The organism is Bradyrhizobium cytisi (assembly GCF_008123515.1).
In the GTDB taxonomy this organism is placed as follows: domain Bacteria; phylum Pseudomonadota; class Alphaproteobacteria; order Rhizobiales; family Xanthobacteraceae; genus Bradyrhizobium; species Bradyrhizobium cytisi.
The window spans coordinates 24,854-42,202 of the sequence record NZ_VSSR01000018.1 but is presented as its reverse complement, the minus strand read 5'-3'; the positions used below and the strand labels follow the sequence as shown (position 1 = coordinate 42,202).

The following is a 17,349-nucleotide window of genomic DNA, read 5'->3' as shown; positions in this document are numbered from 1 at the left end:
GAACCTCCTCGGAAGGCTACGACAGCGAATCCACGCTTCCGTCGCTCAGCGCGCCGGAAATGACGGTCACCGGCACCGGGAACGTGCCGAGCGCGTGGGTGAGCAGCGCCACCCACGGTCCCGGCCCTTCCGCGCCCGGGCTGGCGGCGAGGACGAGCATGGCGATATCAGGGTCTTCGTCGATCACCGCGAGCAGCTGCTCCATCGCGGCGCCCTCGCGGATGAGCCGTTCCGGCGTGATCGCGGCGATGCCATTGGCGCGGCCGGCGGCGCGGTCGAGCGCGGCCTCCGCCGCTTCATGCGCCTCGGCGCGCATGATGTCGGCGACGCCCAGCCATTGCTGGTTCTGGTCCTCGATCTCGATGATGCGCAGCATCACCACGCCGCCGCCGGCGCGGATCGCCCAGCGGCTGGCGTAATAGACCGCGCGATCCCATTCGGCGGTGTCGTCGACGATGACGAGACATTTGGGCTTGTGACCCGGCTCGAAGCAAAGTCGCTTGCTGGTCATGCCTATCCCGGAATGTGCACAGGCGGGCATGCTGCCACACTCGCTCCCGCTTGGGGAGAGGCGAAGCGGCCCGCGCCATGGCGCAGGCCCAAGCTCGCAACCGCAATCTTCAGCGGCGGCGGACGAAGCCGACGATGTCCTTGGAGAGGTTCATGGTCTCCTCGGCGAGGGCACGGGCCCGATCGGAACCATCGTTCAGGATGGTCTCGATATGGCTGGGGTCGGCGACCAGGCGCTTCATTTCGCCGGCGATCGGCGCGAGCTTCGTGACGCACAGCTCCGCCAGCGCGTTCTTGAAGCTGGAGAACTGGCCGCCGCCGAACTCGCCGAGCACGCTGGCCTTGGGACGGCCGGAGAGCGCGGCGAAAATGCCGACGAGATTGTCGGCCTCGGGACGTGCTTCCAGGCCCTTCTCTTCGCTCGGCAGCGGCTCCGGATCGGTCTTCGCCTTGCGGATCTTCTGCGCGATGGTGTCGGCGTCGTCGGTCAGATTGATGCGCGAATTGTCCGATGCATCCGACTTCGACATCTTCTTGGTGCCGTCGCGCAAGCTCATCACGCGCGTCGCCGGGCCCGTGATCAGGGGTTCCGGCAGCGGGAAGAACAGGCCGTCATTGCCGCCGTGGCTGCGAATGGAATCGCCGAAGTCGTTGTTGAACTTCTGGGCGATGTCGCGCGAGAGCTCGAGATGCTGCTTCTGGTCCTCGCCGACCGGAACGTGGGTGGCGCGGTACAGCAGAATGTCGGCGGCCATCAGCACGGGATAGTCGAACAGCCCGACCGAGGCGTTCTCGCGGTCCTTGCCGGCCTTCTCCTTGAACTGGGTCATGCGGCCGAGCCAGCCCATGCGCGCGACGCAGTTGAAGATCCAGGCGAGCTCGGCGTGGCCGGAGACCTGGCTCTGGTTGAATACGATGTGCTTCTTGGGGTCGATGCCGCTGGCGATGAACGCCGCGGTCACCTCGCGGGTGTTGCGTGCGAGCTCGGCCGGGCCGCCCCAGACGTCCAGGCCTTGCGTGATCGCGTGCATGTCGACGACGCAATAGATGCAGTTGTGGGTTTCCTGCATCTTCACGAAGTTGACGATCGCGCCGAGGTAATTGCCGAGGTGCAGATTGCCTGTCGGCTGGACGCCCGAAAAGACCCGTTCAACGAATGGCATGGCAAGAGTTCCTGGAGGTATTCGGGCCGTCGTTTCCAACAGCGGGGCTGCCCCGTCAAGGGTAATTCGATGGCTTTGCCCGCCAGGGGCTGGCTAGGCGGGCCGCTTCAGGGCGTTGACCGCCTCGCGCCAGGACGCCGCGCCGAGGATTTGCAGGAGCAGGCCGTAGACGGCAATTCCGGCGCCGATCTGCAAGCCCAGCACAATGAAGCGGATCAGGCCGTGGGCCTCCACCGGCATCAGCCCCGTCGTCAGCCAGAGCAGCGCGCCCATGGCGGCGGCCGCAAGCACGATCCGCGGTAGCCGCTTGCGGCCGGCAGCGTCGACCGAGAAGCCGAATTCGCTGGTGCCGTTGCGGAGCAGCGAGAATGCGCTGCTCCAGGCGCCCGCCGCGATGCTTGCAGCGATCCCGCTCGCGCCGAAGAAATGGCCGAGCAGGACGGCGAGCAAGACCGCAACCACAAAGCCTTTGGCCGTGGCGAGCAGCGGCGTCATCGTGTCGCCGCGAGCAAAGAAGGCCGGCGACAGCGCCTTGATCAGCACATGCGCCGGCAGCCCGAGCGCCAACCACATCAACGCGCGAGCGGTGGCCGCGCTGTCCTCCGTGCCGAACGCGCCGTGCTCGAACAACAGCCGCACGATCGGTTCGGCCAACACGGCGAGGCCGAGCGTGGCGGGCAGCGCGAGCCCGGTCGCGAGCTCCAGTGCGCGCGATTCCGCATGCGCGACCGCGTCGCGATCGCCGCTCCCCACCGCCCGCGTCAGCTCTGGCACCAGCACCGTGCCCATGGCGACGCCGACAATGCCGAGCGGCAGCTCGATCAGGCGGTTGGCGAAATAGAGCCAGGACACCGCCGACGGCGTCGCCGAGGCGATGATCGCGCCGGCCACCATCAGCCATTGCGGCCCGGAGCTTGCGATCATGCCGGGGATCGCCTTGGCAAAGAAGCCGCGCATCTCCTTGTCGAAACTTGCGCGCAACGGTGTCGCGAGATGCGCACTTCGTTGCGACAGCAGCATCAGGAGCTGCAGCAGGCCGGCAATGCCGACGGTCGCCGCCAGCATCCACGCGGCGAGCGACGCATCGGCGCGCCCCAGCAGCAGCGCGGCGATTGTCGCGATCAGTGCGATGTTGAACAGCAGCGGCGAGAACGCCGTGAGCGCAAATCTCTCTTGTGCGTTCAGCAGCCCCATCAGCACCGTGACCGGGCCGGCAAAGGCGAGATAAGGCAGCATCAGCCGCGCGTTCTGCACGGCGAGATCGAGCCTGTGGCTGCCGACGAATCCCGGCGCGATGATCGTGATGATCAGCGGCATCAACAGCGCGATCACGATGGAGATCACGAACAGGGCCGCGCTGACCGTCCCGAGCACGCGTCCCGCAAACGCGGAGGCGGCCTCTTCGCCATCGCGGTCACGGACGCGCAGCCAGGCCGGAATCAGGGCTGCATTGAGTGCCCCTTCGCTAAGCAGGCGCCGCACCACATTGACGAGCTGGAAGGCGGCCAGAAACGCATCCGCCACGGCGCCGGTGCCGAGCAGCGCCGCGATCAGGGAATCGCGGGCAAAGCCCAGCAGCCGCGAGGCTAGTGTTCCCGTCGAGACGGTCAGGAAGGAGCGGATCATCGGTCGTTATAATACCGTTGCTTGCCCGTGCGGGTCCGGTCGTGATAGGCCGCGAGCCGGATTTCAGGCCGACAGGAAGCGGATTTCCGCAGGTATCGCAATCCGGCAAACAGGATCAAGGTGAATGGCTGACGTGAAATATGACGTTCTCGGCATCGGCAACGCGCTGTTCGACGTGCTGGTCCGGACCGATGAAGGCTTTTTGGCCAAGCACGGCATGACCAAGGGCAGCATGTCACTGATCGACGAGGCGCGGGCGGCCGCGATCTATGCCGACATGGGCCCGGCGACGGAAGTCTCCGGCGGCTCGGCCGCCAACACCATCGTCGGCATCGGCAGCCTGGGCGCGCGTGCCGCTTACGTCGGCAAGGTCAAGGACGACCAGATCGGCAAGCTCTATGTCCACGACATCCGCGCCGCCGGCGTCGGCTTCAACACGCCGGCCGCGAAGGACGGTCCTGCCACCGGCTGCTCCTACATCCTGGTGACCGGCGACGGCGAGCGCACCATGAACACCTATCTCGGCGCGGCGCAGGATTTGTCGCCGGCCGACATCGATCCGGCCGAGATCGCGGCGGCCAAGATCGTCTATCTCGAAGGCTATCTCTGGGATCCGCCGGGGGCCAAGGAAGCCTTCGTCAAGGCCGCCAAAATCGCCCACGAGGCCGGCCGCAAGGTGGCGCTGACGCTGTCGGACTCCTTCTGCGTCGGCCGCTACCGCGACGAGTTTCTGGGGCTGATGCGCAACGGCACTGCCGATATCGTGTTCGCCAACGAATCCGAGCTACGCTCGCTCTACGAGACCTCCGACTTCGACACCGCGCTCAAGCAGCTGCGCAACGACGTCAAGCTCGGCGTAGTCACCCGCAGCGAGAAGGGCTGCGTGGTGGTGACGCCGACCGACGCCGTCGCAGCTCCAGCCTCGCCGATCAAGCAGCTGGTCGATACCACCGGCGCCGGCGATCTGTTCGCGGCCGGCTTCCTGTACGGCCTCTCGCGCGATCTGTCGCACAAGCAGTGCGGCGAGCTCGGTGCGCTTGCCGCCGCCGAAGTGATCCAGCACATCGGCGCCCGTCCGCAGGTGTCGCTGAAGGAGCTGGCGCAGCAGCGCGGGCTGACGATTTAGTCGTCGTCTCTCTCCCCGTCATTGCGAGCCTCACTCTCCGCTGTCGTCGCACGGCTCGACCGGGCGACCCAGTATTCCAGAGACGCTAGTGGAATACGGAGAAACCACGGCGTACTGGATTCCCCGCTTTCGCGGGGAATGACAGTGTTGGTGTGGTGAGAGCACTCACCGCATCACGCCGTCTTCGCCGCCTTTAATCCCAGCCGCTGCTCGACCGCCTCGCGCATCACGAATTTCTGGATCTTTCCGGTCACGGTCATCGGAAATTCGTCGACGAACTCCACATAGCGCGGGATCTTGTTGTGGGCGATCTGGCCATCGCAGAAAGCGCGGACCTCCTCTGCCGTCAGTGTCTCGCCGGACCGGACACGGATCCAGGCGCAGAGCTCCTCGCCATAGCGGGTGTCCGCCACGCCGAAAATCTGCACGTCCTGGATCTTGGGGTGACGGTACAAAAACTCCTCGATCTCGCGCGGATAGAGATTCTCGCCGCCACGGATCACCAGATCCTTGATGCGGCCGACGATGTTGCAATAGCCCTCGTCGTCGATGGTGGCGAGATCGCCGGTGTGCATCCAGCCGTTGGCGTCCAGCACGTCGCCAGTCTTTTCCTTCTCCTCCCAATAGCCCAGCATGACGCTGTAGCCGCGGGTGCAGAGCTCGCCGCGTTCGCCGCGCTTGACGATCCGGCCTTCGAGATCGACGACCTTCACTTCGACATGCGGATGAATCCGCCCGACGGTGGAGACGCGCCGCTCGAGCGGGTCGTCTGTTGCGCTCTGGAAGCTGACGGGGCTGGTCTCGGTCATGCCATAGGCGATCGTGACCTCGCGCATGTTCATCTCGGTGTTGACGCGCTTCATCACCTCGATCGGGCAGGGCGCGCCGGCCATGATGCCGGTGCGCAGTGATTTCAGGTTGAACGTCGCGAATTCGGGATGGTCGAGCTCCGCGATGAACATGGTCGGCACGCCGTAAAGCGCGGTGCACTTCTCCTGCTCGACCGCGCGCAGCGTCGCCAGTGGATCAAAGCCTTCGCCGGGATAGACCATGGTCGTGCCGAGCGTGACGGATGCGAGGTTGCCCATCACCATGCCGAAGCAATGGTAGAGCGGCACGGGAATGCAGATGCGGTCCTGCTCGGTCAGGCGCATCGCGCGGCCGGTGAAATAGCCGTTGTTGAGGATGTTGTGGTGAGTCAGCGTCACGCCCTTGGGCGATCCCGTGGTGCCGCTGGTGAACTGGATGTTGACGGGATCGTCGAACTGAAGCGCCGCGCCGAGCGTGGCAAGCTGCTCGCGATGCCCGGCGCCACCCATGCGCGCGACGTCCTCGAAGGGGATCGTGCCGGGTGCTGACGGCCCGCCGATCTGGATCACCATCCGTAAGGCTGGCAGCCGTGCCGCCTGCAGCTGTCGTGGCTTGGCGCTCGCCAGCTCCGGCAGCAGCGTGTTGAGCATCTCGATGTATTGGCTGGTCTTGAATGCCGTCGCGGTGACGATCGCTGCGCAGCCGACTTTCTTCAACGCGAACTCCAGCTCGCTGAGCCGGTAGGCCGGATTGATCGTGACCAGAATCAGGCCGGCCTTGGCGGCGGCGAACTGGGTCAGTGTCCATTCCGGACGGTTCAGCGACCAGATGCCGATCCGCTCACCGCGCTCGAGGCCGAGCGCGAGAAAGCCCGCGGCGAGCGCGTCGACGCGTTCGGCGAATTCAATCCAGGTCCATCGTACGCCGTGGCTGGGCGAGACCAGCGCCTCGCGCGTGCCCCAGCGCCGCACGGCGTGGTCGAGACTGCGCCCGATGGTGTCGCCGAGCAGCGGCGTATCCGAAATGCCGCAAACGTAACTGTCACTTTTATCCGCCAAATCGAAATCCTCTCGTCAAAGATGGTCGGCGTGATCTTTCTCAGTCGTCATGCCCGGGCTTGTCCCGGGCATCCACGTTCTCCGTGCAGCAAGGCAAGGCGTGGATGGCCGGGACGAGCCCGGCCATGACGTTTGGTGAGAGTTCTCAGCCCCTCAGGCCGCCTTCTGCCCGCTCCCCGCATCGAGCCCGGCATAGACGCCGCGTTCGAATCCCGCGAACGCCTGCAGGCATTTCGCATCCGCGAACGGCAACAGCTGCATCAGGATCACGCCGGTGACGTCGCGCGCCGGGTCGATCCAGTAGTAGGTGTTGGCGAGGCCAGCCCAGGCGAGGCTGCCTGCGCTGCGGCCCTCTGCGGTCTTGTCGGTGTTGATCATGAAGCTGAGGCCCCACTTCTTCACCTGGTCCGGATAGAGATCGACGTCGTTGGTGTAGATCGGCGCCGCCGTGGTCATCTTGGTCATGTTGAGATCGCCCATCTGGTTTTGCCCCATCATGGCGATCGTCTCGGCCTTCAGCACCTGGTTGCCGTTGCCGCGGCCCTTGTTCAGGATCATCTGGGTGAACTTGATGTAGTCGCCAGCGGTGGAATAGAGCCCGCCGCCACCCATGTGGAATTCCGGCTCCTGCTCGAGCTCGAACGGGATCGCGGCGAGCTGGCCGTCCTCGCCGCGGGCATGCATGCCGACCAGACGCTTGCGCATGTCGTCGGTGATCTTGAAGCCGGTGTCGGACATGCCGAGTGGTGCGAACAGATTGTCGCGCAGATACGCATCGAGACGCTTGCCGCTGACGGCTTCCACGGCTTTGCCGATGAAATCGATGTTGGTGCCGTATTCCCAGCGCGTGCCGGGATCGGTCATAACAGGCGTCTTCAGCGCGGCATTCTGGCAGGTGGTGATGGCGGGGATGCCGGTCTTCTCGAGATAGACCGCGAGATCGCCGTTCCACATGTTGTAGGCGAAGCCGGCGGTGTGGGTCATCAGCTGGCGCAGCGTGATCGCGCTCTTCGCCGGCCGCAGTTTTGGCTCGCCCTTGGCATCAAAGCCTTCCAGCACCTGCGGCTGCGCGAGATCTGGCAGCAGCGATCCGATCGGCGCATCGAGCGAGAGCTTGCCCTGCTCGACCAGCTGCATCGCTCCGGCACTCGTCACCGCCTTCGTCATCGAGGCGATCCAGAACACGCTGTCCGCGGTCATCGCATCGGGCTTGGACAGATCGCGCTTGCCGAATGCACCCTGATACAGGACCTCAGTACCGCTTGCGGCGATCGCGACAACGCCGGGGATTTCCTTGGCGTCGCTTGTCTTGCTCAGAATCCCGTCGATCTCAGCTTTGCCTTGCATGCGCGTTTCCTCCGGTTTGATTATTGTTGGAAGCGATCGATTGTCCTCCCGCATCCGCTGCGCGGCAAGCGTGGCCATATCCACCTTGCGGTCGCGATGTCGTGACTTGACGGTCCCGGCCCGGCGCGGGACGACTGATCTGCAACACTTCTTCACAATCTGCGGTGGAAGGCCGCACTTCGCCGTGACCATGGATAGGCTCAGGCGATATGTTTCGAACGTTTGGAGCACTTGAAACATTTTGTGCGTTGCGGCGCTCAGCTTAAGGCCCGATCGGCAGCTGACGTTAAGACTTGATGCAAATTTGGCGGCTGTCTACTGGCCGCGAGAGGACCCGAGATGATTTCGACCTGGAGCGAATGGAAGCGTTATCCCCGTCCCGGACGGGGCGACAATCTCGAAGCTCCGATTTCGCCCGGCATCTACGAGGTCCGCACCGCCGGCACCGGTGCGCTCTATTCTTTCGGCGCGGTCGACAATCTGGCGCAGGCGCTGGCCCTGCTGCCGGTCGGCTCAAAATCCTGGTTCGGCCGCCGCGACACCTCCGATGCGCCCGATCTCGAATATCGCACCTGTGCGACCTCCTCGAAAGCCGGCGCCAAGGCCGCCGCCGAGCGCATGATCGGCCGGCGCGAGACCTATATGAGCGGCGCGGCGTAACCTTCCCGCTCCGAGTTTAGCTCCCGGCAGATGTGCGTTGCGGGACGGTGCATTGCGCGCCGTCAGTCCCTATATTCCGGCCGATCCGATCGCCCCCAAATGATCGTTCGAGGAGTAACGCCATGACGCCGACCGCCGCAGCACGCGCCCAGCACGCCACCGCCACCCTGCGTGACCGGTTGAAGGACCCTTCGCTCCTGAAGGAGGCCTGCTACATCGACGGCGCCTGGGTCGGCACGCCGGTCTTTGCCGTGAACAATCCTGCGACCGGCGTCGAGATCGCAAAGGTCCCGCAGCTCGGCGCGGACGACACCACCAAGGCGGTCGAAGCAGCCCACCGCGCCTTCCCGGCCTGGGCCAAGCACACCGCCAAGCAGCGCTCCAATATTTTGCGCAAATGGTTCGAGCTGATCACCGCCAACCGCGAGGACCTCGCGCTGATCCTCACCTCCGAGCAGGGCAAGCCGCTTTCAGAAGCGCTCGGCGAGGTCGATATCGGCGCCGCCTATATCGAGTTCTTCGCCGAGGAAGCCCGCCGCGTCTATGGCGAGACTATCCCGACGCAACGGCCTGATGCACGGCTGCTCGCGATCAAGCAGCCGATCGGCGTCTGCGGCGCGATCACGCCATGGAACTTCCCGAACTCCATGATCACCCGAAAGGTGTCGCCGGCGCTGGCCGCGGGCTGCACCGTGGTGCTCAAGCCCGCCAACGAGACGCCACTCTCGGCCCTGGCGCTGGCCGTGCTCGCCGAGAAGGCCGGCATCCCCAAGGGCGTGCTCAACATCATCACCGGTGACGCGCCGCCGATCGGCAAGGTGCTGTGCGAGCATCCGGCGGTGCGCTTCGTCGGTTTCACAGGCTCGACCGCCGTGGGCAAGATCCTCTACCGGCAGGCCTCCGTCGGCGTGAAGCGGCTCGGCCTCGAGCTCGGCGGCAACGCGCCGTTCGTGGTGTTCGACGACGCCGACATCGACGCGGCGGTCGAAGGCGCGATCGTCTCGAAATACCGCAACATGGGCCAGACCTGCGTCTGCGCCAATCGCATCTACGCCCAGGACAAGATCTATGACGAGTTCGTCAAGAAGCTGTCGGCGAAGGTCGCGGCGATGAAGATCGGCGACGGCACCGAGAGCGGCGTGACGCAAGGGCCGCTGATCAACATGAAGGCGATCGACAAGGTCGAGCGTCACATTGCCGATGCCGTCAAGCGCGGCGCCAAGGTCGTGACAGGCGGCAAGCGCAGCGAGCTTGGGCGTTCCTTCTTCGAGCCGACCGTGCTTGCCGACGTCAAGGCGGACTCGTTGGTGGCGCAGGAGGAAACCTTCGGCCCGCTCGCGCCGGTGATCCGCTTCAAGGACGAGGCCGACGTGATCGCGATGTGCAACGCCTCGCCGTTTGGCCTCGCGTCCTACTTCTACTCCCGCGATATCGGCCGCGTCTGGCGCGTCGCCGAAGCGCTGGAATCCGGCATGGTCGGCGTCAACACCGGCCTGATCACGACGGAAGTCGCGCCCTTCGGCGGCGTCAAGGAAAGCGGCCTGGGGCGCGAAGGCTCGCGTCACGGCATGGAAGAATATGTCGAGATCAAATACGTGATGATGGCGGGGGTGTGAGGCAGTTGCTGCTTCCTCCTCGTCATGGCCGGGCATGTCCCGGCCATCCACGTCCTGTCCCGCGGTACAAAGAACGTGGATGCCCGGGACAAGCCCGGGCATGACGACCTTCTGGGTTACGTATTGATCACCGCCGCAGCACTGCGATCGTCCTATTTGCGAACGTCAGCCGCTCCGCCATCACCGACACGAAATAGGTCAGCAGCTTGTGGCTGAGCGCGGGGTCTTCTTCCCTGATCGCGTCGAACTGGTGGGTGTTCAGCACGTAGAGCACGCTGTCGACCTCGGCCTGGATGGTGGCGCTGCGCGGCGTCTGTGACACCAGGCCCATCTCGCCGATCGTGGTGTAGCGCCCCAGGCTGCGCACGCGCGTGGTGCGGTCGTCGTCGGCGGGGATCATGATGCCGACGCGGCCGTCGAGGATGAAGTGCATGGAATCGGCGGGATCGCCGGCCTGCACGATAACCTCGCCGGCCTCGACCTCGATGCGCTGGCAGCGGCGGATCAGCTCGTCGGCGTCGTCCTCGCTGTCGAGAATGCCGGCGAACCAGTCGCGTAGGCTCGCTTCTTCCTGCGCCAGGCCCTGGTGCTGCGAGATCAGCTCGTTCTCGCACCATTCCAGCGCGTGATCGAGCTCGCCGATGATGGTGACGCCTTCGCCGACGAAGTCGCTGGCACGCAGCACCTTCTCGGCCGCCGCCGACAGATGCACCAGGATCAGCTCGACGCCGAGATCGCCTGCGCTGCGCTTGATCTGGGCGAAACTGTAGGCGGCGGAGGAGTCGACGCCGGTGACGAGCTTGAAGTCGAACAGCAGATAGCGGCACTCCGGGCGCTGCTGGAGCAATTGCTTGACGTGCTGGTAGAGCCGGTTGGCGGAGCCGAAGAACAGATAGCTCTGGAGGTTGAGCCCCTGGATCTTGCCGCCATGGGCCAGCAGCACCTCCTGGTCGTCGCGCGAGCGGTCGAGCGAGGAGCGATATTCGGAGCCGTCAAAACTGTACTTGATCGATTCGACCCTCGCCGCGCTGAAGGCGAAGGTCGCGCAGCCGATGATGACGCCGATCAGGATGCCCGGCACGAAACCCCAGGCCACGATGATGACGATAATGGCGACCAGCGACAGATATTCGAGCTTCGAAAGCCGCTTGCGCGACTCGATGATCCATTTGTGCAGCTGGTCGGCGCCGAGATAGAGCAGCAGGCCGCCGAGCACGAATTTCGGAATGAAGCCGAGCAGCTCTGGCGCGATCGCGAGCATCAGCAGCGACAGCGCCGAGGCGGTGAGGCCGGAGAGCCGGCCGCGGCCGCCGCTGGATAAATTGAGGATCGAGCGGCTGATCGAGCTGCAGCCGGTATAGCCGCCGAGCACGCCGCTAAGGATGTTGGCCGCGCCCGTAACGTTCAGCTCGCGCTCGAGATTGGCCTCGCGGTGCACGGCGACCTCGATGCCGGTGGTGTTGAACAGCGTGCTCGACGCGGTGACGAAGATGACTGCGACGAGATTGCCGAGCAGGTCCGGCACGGCAAACCAGGGATAGCGGGCGAGGTCGTCGGCGTGCCAGGGCAGCATGAATGCGGCCTGCGGCGGCGGCTGAAAGGTCCAGCCCATGCTACGTGCCTGGTCGAGCGAGACACCCGAGATCCAGAACGCCAGATGCGCCGTGAGCACGCCGCCGATCAGGATGATCGGCAGCCCGAACGGAGTCCGTGAGCGGTGCCAGGTCAGGTACAGCACCAGCGCCATGGCGCAGGCGGCCCCGATTTCCAGCAGCGTGGTGCCGTTGGCGAAGCGCGGCAGCGTCGTGAGCTGCACCGGGTAACCGGTGATGACCCTGATCGCGCCGAGGGCGATGAGAAGTCCGGTGGCGCCGAGAAAGCCGCCGACCACGGGATAGGGCACGTAGCGGATGGCGCGGCCCATCCGCGTCAGGCCCAGCCCGCACAGCACGATTCCCGTGAGCACCGTCGACAGGCCGAGCGTGATCAGGACCGGCGAGAGCAGCGGTGCCGACAGATTGGCCGCTTCGATGTGCTCGACCAGCGAGGCCGCCAGAATTCCTGTTACGGCCGCGGTCGAGCTGTCGGGGGCGGCAATTGCGAAGGGCAGGGAGCTGCCGAGCCCGATCACGGCGGCAAGCACCGCGGAGCTGATGAAGGTCGCAGCGATGCCGTAGGACAGATAGGGCGAGAGCGGACCGGCGAAGATCAGCAGCGCATAGGACAGCCCGAACGTGAGAGTGAGGATGCTCGCAGCACCCCCGCCCAGCATATCATTCAGCGCACGCTTGACGGACGGGCTGACCCCGGTGACCGGATCGAAGCCAATTGCAGGATTTGTCACGCCGTCACACTCGCTCATGAAAATACCCGCCCGGAGAGGTAGACGACTGCGAGCCTAGCGCAACAGAATTCTTGCAAGTATGAGATAGCCGACAGTTTTCGGGCATCCGGAGAGGATGCGGCCTACGGCGTGTGAATAGGCAATCATATGACGGCGGTGATGGAGCTAGGTTGACAGTGCTGGAGGGGCGCAGCAGCCCTTCCGCGTCATTGCGAGCGTAGCGAAGCAATCCAGAGTCTCTTCGCGGTGGCAGTCTGGATTTGCTTCGTCGCAAGAGCTCCTCGCAATGACGGAGCTAAGTCTTCAGCTCTCGCCCCGTCACCCGCCGATACGCTTCCAGATACCGCTTGCCGGTTGCATCCACCACGCTCGCGGGCAGCGGCGGCGGCGGCGCGTCGCCGTTCCAGCGGCCGGCGCGGCGCTCGACGTCGAGATAGTCGCGCAAGGGCTGCTTGTCGAAGCTCGCTTGCGGCTGGCCGGGGTTGTAGGCATCGACGGCCCAGAACCGCGAACTGTCCGGCGTCATGACTTCGTCGATCAGGATGATGCGGCCGTCCCTGTCGCGGCCGAACTCGAACTTGGTGTCGGCGATGATGATGCCCTGCTCGCGCGCCAGCTCTTCGCCGAGGGTGTAGATCGCGCGGGTCATGCTTTCGAGCGTGTAGGCGACCTCGTTGCCGACGACCTCACGCATTTTGGCGATGGTGATGTTCTCGTCATGGCCGGTCTCGGCCTTGGTTGCGGGGCTGAAGATCGAGGGCTCGAGCTTCTCGCTCTCGACCAGGCCGGCCTTCAGTTTTTCGCCCGCCAGCGTGCCGGAGCCGGCATATTCCTTCCAGGCCGAGCCGGAGAGATAGCCGCGGATCACGCATTCGATCGGGAACACCGTGGTGCGGCGGGACAGCATGGCGCGGCCGAGAATCTCGGCGCGATGGGCTTTAAGCGCCGGCACGGCTGCGATGATCTCGTCGGTGTCGGCGCTGATCATGTGATGCGGCACCACGCCTTCGAGCTTGTTGAACCAGAACGCGCTGATCTGGGTCAGCACCGCGCCCTTCATCGGGATGGTCTCGCCCATCACGACGTCGAAGGCGCTGATGCGGTCGGTGGTCAGCAGCAGCAGGCGGTCGTCATCGACGGCATAGATATCGCGCACCTTGCCACGCCCGATCTTGGTCAGGGGCAGGTCGCTGGAGAGCATCGTGGTCATCGGCAGCGCTTTCGGACGGAAGGCTTTAAGGCAGGACATCCGGCCGCGCCTGATGGCACGGCCGGACACTGGATTAGCCTATTCCGGCAGCGGAATGAACTCATGTTCCTGCGGAACCGCGGTGAAGCGGCCGGTTTTCCAGTCCTGCTTGGCCTGCTCGATCCGCTCCTTGCTGGAGGAGACGAAATTCCACCAGATGTGGCGCGGGCCCTCCAATGCATCGCCGCCGAGAAACATCATCCGCGTGGCCCTGAGCGCCTTCACGGTGATGCGGTCGCCGGGGCGGAAAATCAGCAGCCGTGGCCCTTCGTAGCGCTCGTTCGCGATCTCGACCTCGCCGTCAACCACGTAGATCGCGCGCTCCTCGTGGTCAGGATCGAGCGGCACACTGGCACCCGCAACAGCCGTGACCTCGGTGTAGAACCAGGGCGAGACCATTTTCACCGGGGAGGCGATGCCGAAGGCGGATCCGGCGATCACCCGCGCGGTAAAATCGCGCTCGGAGATCATCGGCAGCTCGCCGGCCGCATAATGCTGAAACGTGGGATCGATCTCTTCGGAGCCGGCCGGCAGCGCGATCCAGCTTTGCAGGCCGAGCATCTGCTGACCCGAGGCGCGCTGCGCATCCGGCGTGCGCTCGGAATGCGCGATGCCGCGGCCGGCCGTCATCAAATTCATCGCACCCGGCGCGATCTCTTGCACGTTGCCCTCGCTGTCGCGATGCATGATCGCGCCGTCGAACAGATAGGTGACGGTGGCAAGCCCGATATGCGGATGCGGCCGCACGTCCATGCCCTTGCCGGAGACGAACTGCACCGGACCGAAATGATCGAAGAAGATGAACGGCCCGACCATCTGCCGCTTGCCATGCGGCAACGCGCGCCGCACCGCGAATCCGTCGCCGAGATCGCGGGTGCGCGGCACGATGACGAGATCGAGCGCGTCGCAGGACATGGGATCGCCGAGCACGGGGTCGTTGGAGGGTTGCCAGCTGATGGTGGACTCCTTTTGACTTTCTTGGACGCGATGGTAGCAGAATTTCGCATCGCCGTCGCGACAAAGGCTGTTCCACAAACTCGCTGTCATTCCCCGCGCCTCGGAGTACTGGTTCGCCCGCCTTCGCGGGCGATGACATCTGTAGATGAGGATGGTCCTTGAAAAAGCTGGCGCAACGAACGATGTTTGGCTGGTTTCAACCGCGCCCGATCGCATCGCCCGATGACACTTGCCGCAATCGATCTCGCCTTTCGCGCCGCCAGCGTTGCGTTGCTGCTGGTGCTGGCGGCGTCATTGCTCGCCGACTTCCGCAATGTGCTGGCCGCCCGCCTCGGCGCGGCCTTCGCGCTGGGCGCGGCCGCGCATGCTGTGAGCTATTCGTTGGATGTCACGTCGCGGATCCCGCTCTGGCATGCACCGTTGATCGCATTGTCGACCGGCACCATGGTGGTGTTCTGGCTGTTCACACGCTCCCTGTTCGACGACGAGTTTCGCCTCCGCTGGTGGCACGGATCGGTCTGGGCGCTGGTGACGGCCTTCAGCTTCGCGGGCTGCGTCTGGATTGCACCCAGTGGCCATGTGCGGTTCTCGGTGACGGTGGTCAATCTGATCGTGCTCGGATTCATTGCGCTTGCGATCGGGCAGACGATCGCCTCCTGGCCGGCCGACCTGGTCGAGCGCCGCCGCAGCGCTCGAGTCTTCATCGTCTGCGCAACCGCGCTCTATGGCGGGCTGAACGCGGTGCTCCAGATCGCGGTCGCCGGGCACCACGTCGGCGATGTCGCCGAAACCATCAATGCCGGGGTGCTCGCCTGCACCGTCGCGGCGATCGTCTATGCCATGATGCGGGTTGACGGGGCGGATCTGTTTCCGGCCGCGACGGAGCCCGCACCGGCGATTGTTTTCAGTCAGCCTGCGACCGATGACGCCGCCGATCAAAAGCTCATCGACGCCCTGATGCGGCTGATGGCGGACGAGCGGGTCTATCGTCAGGAGAACATCACCATCGGCGCGCTGGCGGGCCGGTTGAAAATTCCGGAATACCGGCTGCGCCGGCTGATCAACCAGCGGCTCGGCTATCGCAACTTCAATGTGTTTCTGAACAATCACCGGATCGAGGAGGCCAAGGCCGCGCTCGCCGATCCCACCCAGGCTGAGGTTCCCGTCATCACCATCGCGATGGACGCCGGCTTCCAGTCGCTCGGCCCCTTCAATCGCGCCTTCAAGGCGGTCACGGGCGTGACGCCGACGGAGTATCGGCGGCTCAAGGTTGATGCGGTCTAGATTATTATCTCGTTGGAATCATATTAGAATTTCAAGTTCGGCTAGCGCCGGTCAGTTTCGACGAGGTCGTATTTCAAATCCGGCGAGCACGCTTCGCCCGCATCCGGCTCCTTCTCCGCCATTCGCCCCGAAGCAGGAGAAAGCCCGTGACCCGCTGCCGCAAGATCATCCTCGCTACCACCGCCACCGCCACCGCCACCGCTACCGCCATCGCCTTTGCCGGCCTCGCCCTCGGCGCGGCGCGGGCCCGCGACGTGCCGAAGGTTGCCACCGGCTTCATCGCCGACACGCTCTGCTCGGAGACGTTCGTCTCCGGCCTCGATCCCATGCGCGACCTCGCCGAGACCACCGATGCGATGCCGGGTGCGGGTCTCCTGACCTGGGCGATGGATGTTCGGGTCGATCGCGCCCGCAAGGATGTCACCGTGAGCCTGTTCGGCATCGGCCGCAGCCACGCCGTCTATCGCGAGGGGCTCGGCTGCACGCTCGAGCACGACCAGGGGCTCGTCGACGTCGCGGTGCCGCCTGACGACAAGCAGCCGGCGTTGCTCCCCGAGATCGCCGGCCCGGGACTGGTGCCGCCGCAAAGCCAGGGGCTATCCGCCGCGCTCGACCGCGCTTTCGCCGAGCCCGCACAACCGCCTTATCGCCGCACCCGCGCGATCGTCGTCATGAAGGCCGGGCGCGTCGTTGCCGAGCGCTATGCTGATGGTGTCGGGCCGGAGACGCAGCTGCTCGGCTTCTCCATGACGAAGTCGGTGATGTCGGCGCTGACAGGCATTCTCGTGCGCCAGGGCAAGTTGAAGCTCGACGGGCCCGCGCCAATTGCCGCCTGGCAAAATCTGGACGATCCGCGGCATGTCATCACCGTCGATCAGTTGCTGCGTCACACCGCCGGCATTGCGCTCGGAAGCTCGTTGGAGGCCTGGCTCGGCTCCGCGCTCGAGCCGGTTAATGCCATGAAATGCGCCGAAGACGATATGGCCAGCTTTGCCGAGCGCGCGCCGCTCGCGACCGCGCCGGGCACGGTGTGGAATTATCACGACGGCAACACCATCATTCTCGCGCATCTGATCCGCAACGCCGCCGGCGGCAAGCCCGCGGATGCGCTTGCCTTCGCGCGCCGCGAATTGTTTGCCCCGCTCGGCATGAACAACGTCACGCTCCAGCTCGACGGTGCCGGTACGATCGAGGGCTCCGGCGAGATGCTCGCATCCGCGCGCGACTGGGCGCGCTTCGGCCAGCTTTATCTCAACGACGGCGTCGCCGGCGGCAAGCGCATCCTCCCCGAGGGCTGGGTGAACTATTCCGCGACTGCCACGCCAAACGCGTGGGTCGGCATCGGCGCCGGCTTCTGGACCAACCAGGGCGACAGCTTTGGCGTGAAGTTTCGCGTCACCCACGGCTGGCCGCGCGATGCCTTCTTCGCCAAAGGCACGATCGGGCAGTACACGATCGTGATCCCGTCGGAGCGGCTGGTGATCGTGCGCCTCGGCCGCTCGCCGAATTGGCCGCCGGAGGGGGATGGCGTGTTCGATCTGGTGCGGGACGTGGTGGCGACCACGCGCGAGAAAGGGAAGATGGCGGGGGCGAACTAGG

13 protein-coding genes are annotated in these 17,349 nt (G+C 65.1%); 5 read left to right on the top strand and 8 right to left on the bottom strand.

The window, feature by feature from the left end:
• Positions 1-16 precede the first annotated feature (16 nt).
• The 3 genes from FXB38_RS11210 to murJ form a co-directional block, all read right to left on the bottom strand.
• Entirely contained in the window at positions 17-511 is a 495-nt protein-coding gene (locus FXB38_RS11210; RefSeq protein ID WP_148750915.1) for a universal stress protein, read from the bottom strand.
• A 109-nt stretch (positions 512-620) separates the two neighbouring features.
• On the bottom strand, positions 621-1,673 hold the full coding sequence (gene trpS, locus FXB38_RS11205; RefSeq protein WP_148750914.1) for a tryptophan--tRNA ligase: 1,053 nt from the start codon (positions 1,671-1,673) through the stop codon (positions 621-623).
• A 93-nt stretch (positions 1,674-1,766) separates the two neighbouring features.
• A complete protein-coding gene (gene murJ / locus FXB38_RS11200; RefSeq protein ID WP_148750913.1) occupies positions 1,767-3,299 on the bottom strand; it encodes a murein biosynthesis integral membrane protein MurJ in 1,533 nt (510 codons plus the stop codon).
• Between the two features lie 124 nt (positions 3,300-3,423).
• Here murJ and FXB38_RS11195 point away from each other — a divergent pair, with 124 nt between their 5' ends.
• Positions 3,424-4,425, top strand: a complete 1,002-nt coding sequence (locus FXB38_RS11195) for an adenosine kinase (RefSeq protein ID WP_148750912.1) — start codon at positions 3,424-3,426, stop codon at positions 4,423-4,425.
• A gap of 173 nt (positions 4,426-4,598) precedes the next feature.
• Here FXB38_RS11195 and FXB38_RS11190 read toward each other — a convergent pair whose 3' ends face one another.
• On the bottom strand, positions 4,599-6,293 hold the full coding sequence (locus FXB38_RS11190; RefSeq protein ID WP_148750911.1) for an AMP-binding protein: 1,695 nt from the start codon (positions 6,291-6,293) through the stop codon (positions 4,599-4,601).
• A gap of 153 nt (positions 6,294-6,446) precedes the next feature.
• Positions 6,447-7,640 carry a serine hydrolase domain-containing protein gene (locus tag FXB38_RS11185; RefSeq protein WP_187434802.1) on the bottom strand — a complete coding sequence of 398 codons (1,194 nt, stop codon included), beginning with the start codon at positions 7,638-7,640 and terminating at the stop codon, positions 6,447-6,449.
• Between the two features lie 339 nt (positions 7,641-7,979).
• On the opposite strand from FXB38_RS11185, the gene FXB38_RS11180 reads away from it, so the two are divergent.
• Both FXB38_RS11180 and FXB38_RS11175 read left to right on the top strand, forming a co-directional pair.
• On the top strand, positions 7,980-8,300 hold the full coding sequence (locus FXB38_RS11180; RefSeq protein WP_148750910.1) for a hypothetical protein: 321 nt from the start codon (positions 7,980-7,982) through the stop codon (positions 8,298-8,300).
• A 122-nt stretch (positions 8,301-8,422) separates the two neighbouring features.
• Positions 8,423-9,916, top strand: a complete 1,494-nt coding sequence (locus tag FXB38_RS11175; protein WP_148750909.1) for an NAD-dependent succinate-semialdehyde dehydrogenase — start codon at positions 8,423-8,425, stop codon at positions 9,914-9,916.
• A gap of 127 nt (positions 9,917-10,043) precedes the next feature.
• Here FXB38_RS11175 and FXB38_RS11170 read toward each other — a convergent pair whose 3' ends face one another.
• The 3 genes from FXB38_RS11170 to FXB38_RS11160 all read right to left on the bottom strand — a co-directional run bounded on the left by FXB38_RS11170 (position 10,044) and on the right by FXB38_RS11160 (position 14,466).
• Positions 10,044-12,260 (bottom strand): SLC26A/SulP transporter family protein, encoded by a 2,217-nt coding sequence (locus FXB38_RS11170; protein ID WP_148750908.1) that lies wholly within the window; start codon positions 12,258-12,260, stop codon positions 10,044-10,046.
• A 295-nt stretch (positions 12,261-12,555) separates the two neighbouring features.
• A complete protein-coding gene (locus tag FXB38_RS11165; protein WP_148750961.1) occupies positions 12,556-13,470 on the bottom strand; it encodes a phosphoribosylaminoimidazolesuccinocarboxamide synthase in 915 nt (304 codons plus the stop codon).
• Positions 13,471-13,548: 78 nt separating this feature from the next.
• Complete coding sequence (locus tag FXB38_RS11160; RefSeq protein ID WP_148750960.1) at positions 13,549-14,466, bottom strand: pirin family protein; 918 nt, start codon at positions 14,464-14,466, stop codon at positions 13,549-13,551.
• A gap of 222 nt (positions 14,467-14,688) precedes the next feature.
• Here FXB38_RS11160 and FXB38_RS11155 point away from each other — a divergent pair, with 222 nt between their 5' ends.
• Positions 14,689-15,750 carry a helix-turn-helix domain-containing protein gene (locus FXB38_RS11155; RefSeq protein ID WP_148750907.1) on the top strand — a complete coding sequence of 354 codons (1,062 nt, stop codon included), beginning with the start codon at positions 14,689-14,691 and terminating at the stop codon, positions 15,748-15,750.
• A gap of 146 nt (positions 15,751-15,896) precedes the next feature.
• The gene (locus FXB38_RS11150; protein ID WP_430640168.1) at positions 15,897-17,348 is read left to right on the top strand and encodes a serine hydrolase domain-containing protein; all 1,452 of its coding nucleotides are present in this window, start codon (positions 15,897-15,899) and stop codon (positions 17,346-17,348) included.
• Position 17,349 lies beyond the last annotated feature (1 nt).

Coding starts and splice junctions, on each gene's coding strand:
- FXB38_RS11210 (WP_148750915.1), bottom strand. CDS start 511: ATGACCAGCAAGCGACTTTGCTTCGAGCCGGGTCACAAGCCCAAATGT.
- trpS (WP_148750914.1), bottom strand. CDS start 1,673: ATGCCATTCGTTGAACGGGTCTTTTCGGGCGTCCAGCCGACAGGCAAT.
- murJ (WP_148750913.1), bottom strand. CDS start 3,299: ATGATCCGCTCCTTCCTGACCGTCTCGACGGGAACACTAGCCTCGCGG.
- FXB38_RS11195 (WP_148750912.1), top strand. CDS start 3,424: ATGGCTGACGTGAAATATGACGTTCTCGGCATCGGCAACGCGCTGTTC.
- FXB38_RS11185 (WP_187434802.1), bottom strand. CDS start 7,640: ATGCAAGGCAAAGCTGAGATCGACGGGATTCTGAGCAAGACAAGCGAC.
- FXB38_RS11180 (WP_148750910.1), top strand. CDS start 7,980: ATGATTTCGACCTGGAGCGAATGGAAGCGTTATCCCCGTCCCGGACGG.
- FXB38_RS11175 (WP_148750909.1), top strand. CDS start 8,423: ATGACGCCGACCGCCGCAGCACGCGCCCAGCACGCCACCGCCACCCTG.
- FXB38_RS11165 (WP_148750961.1), bottom strand. CDS start 13,470: ATGACCACGATGCTCTCCAGCGACCTGCCCCTGACCAAGATCGGGCGT.
- FXB38_RS11155 (WP_148750907.1), top strand. CDS start 14,689: ATGACACTTGCCGCAATCGATCTCGCCTTTCGCGCCGCCAGCGTTGCG.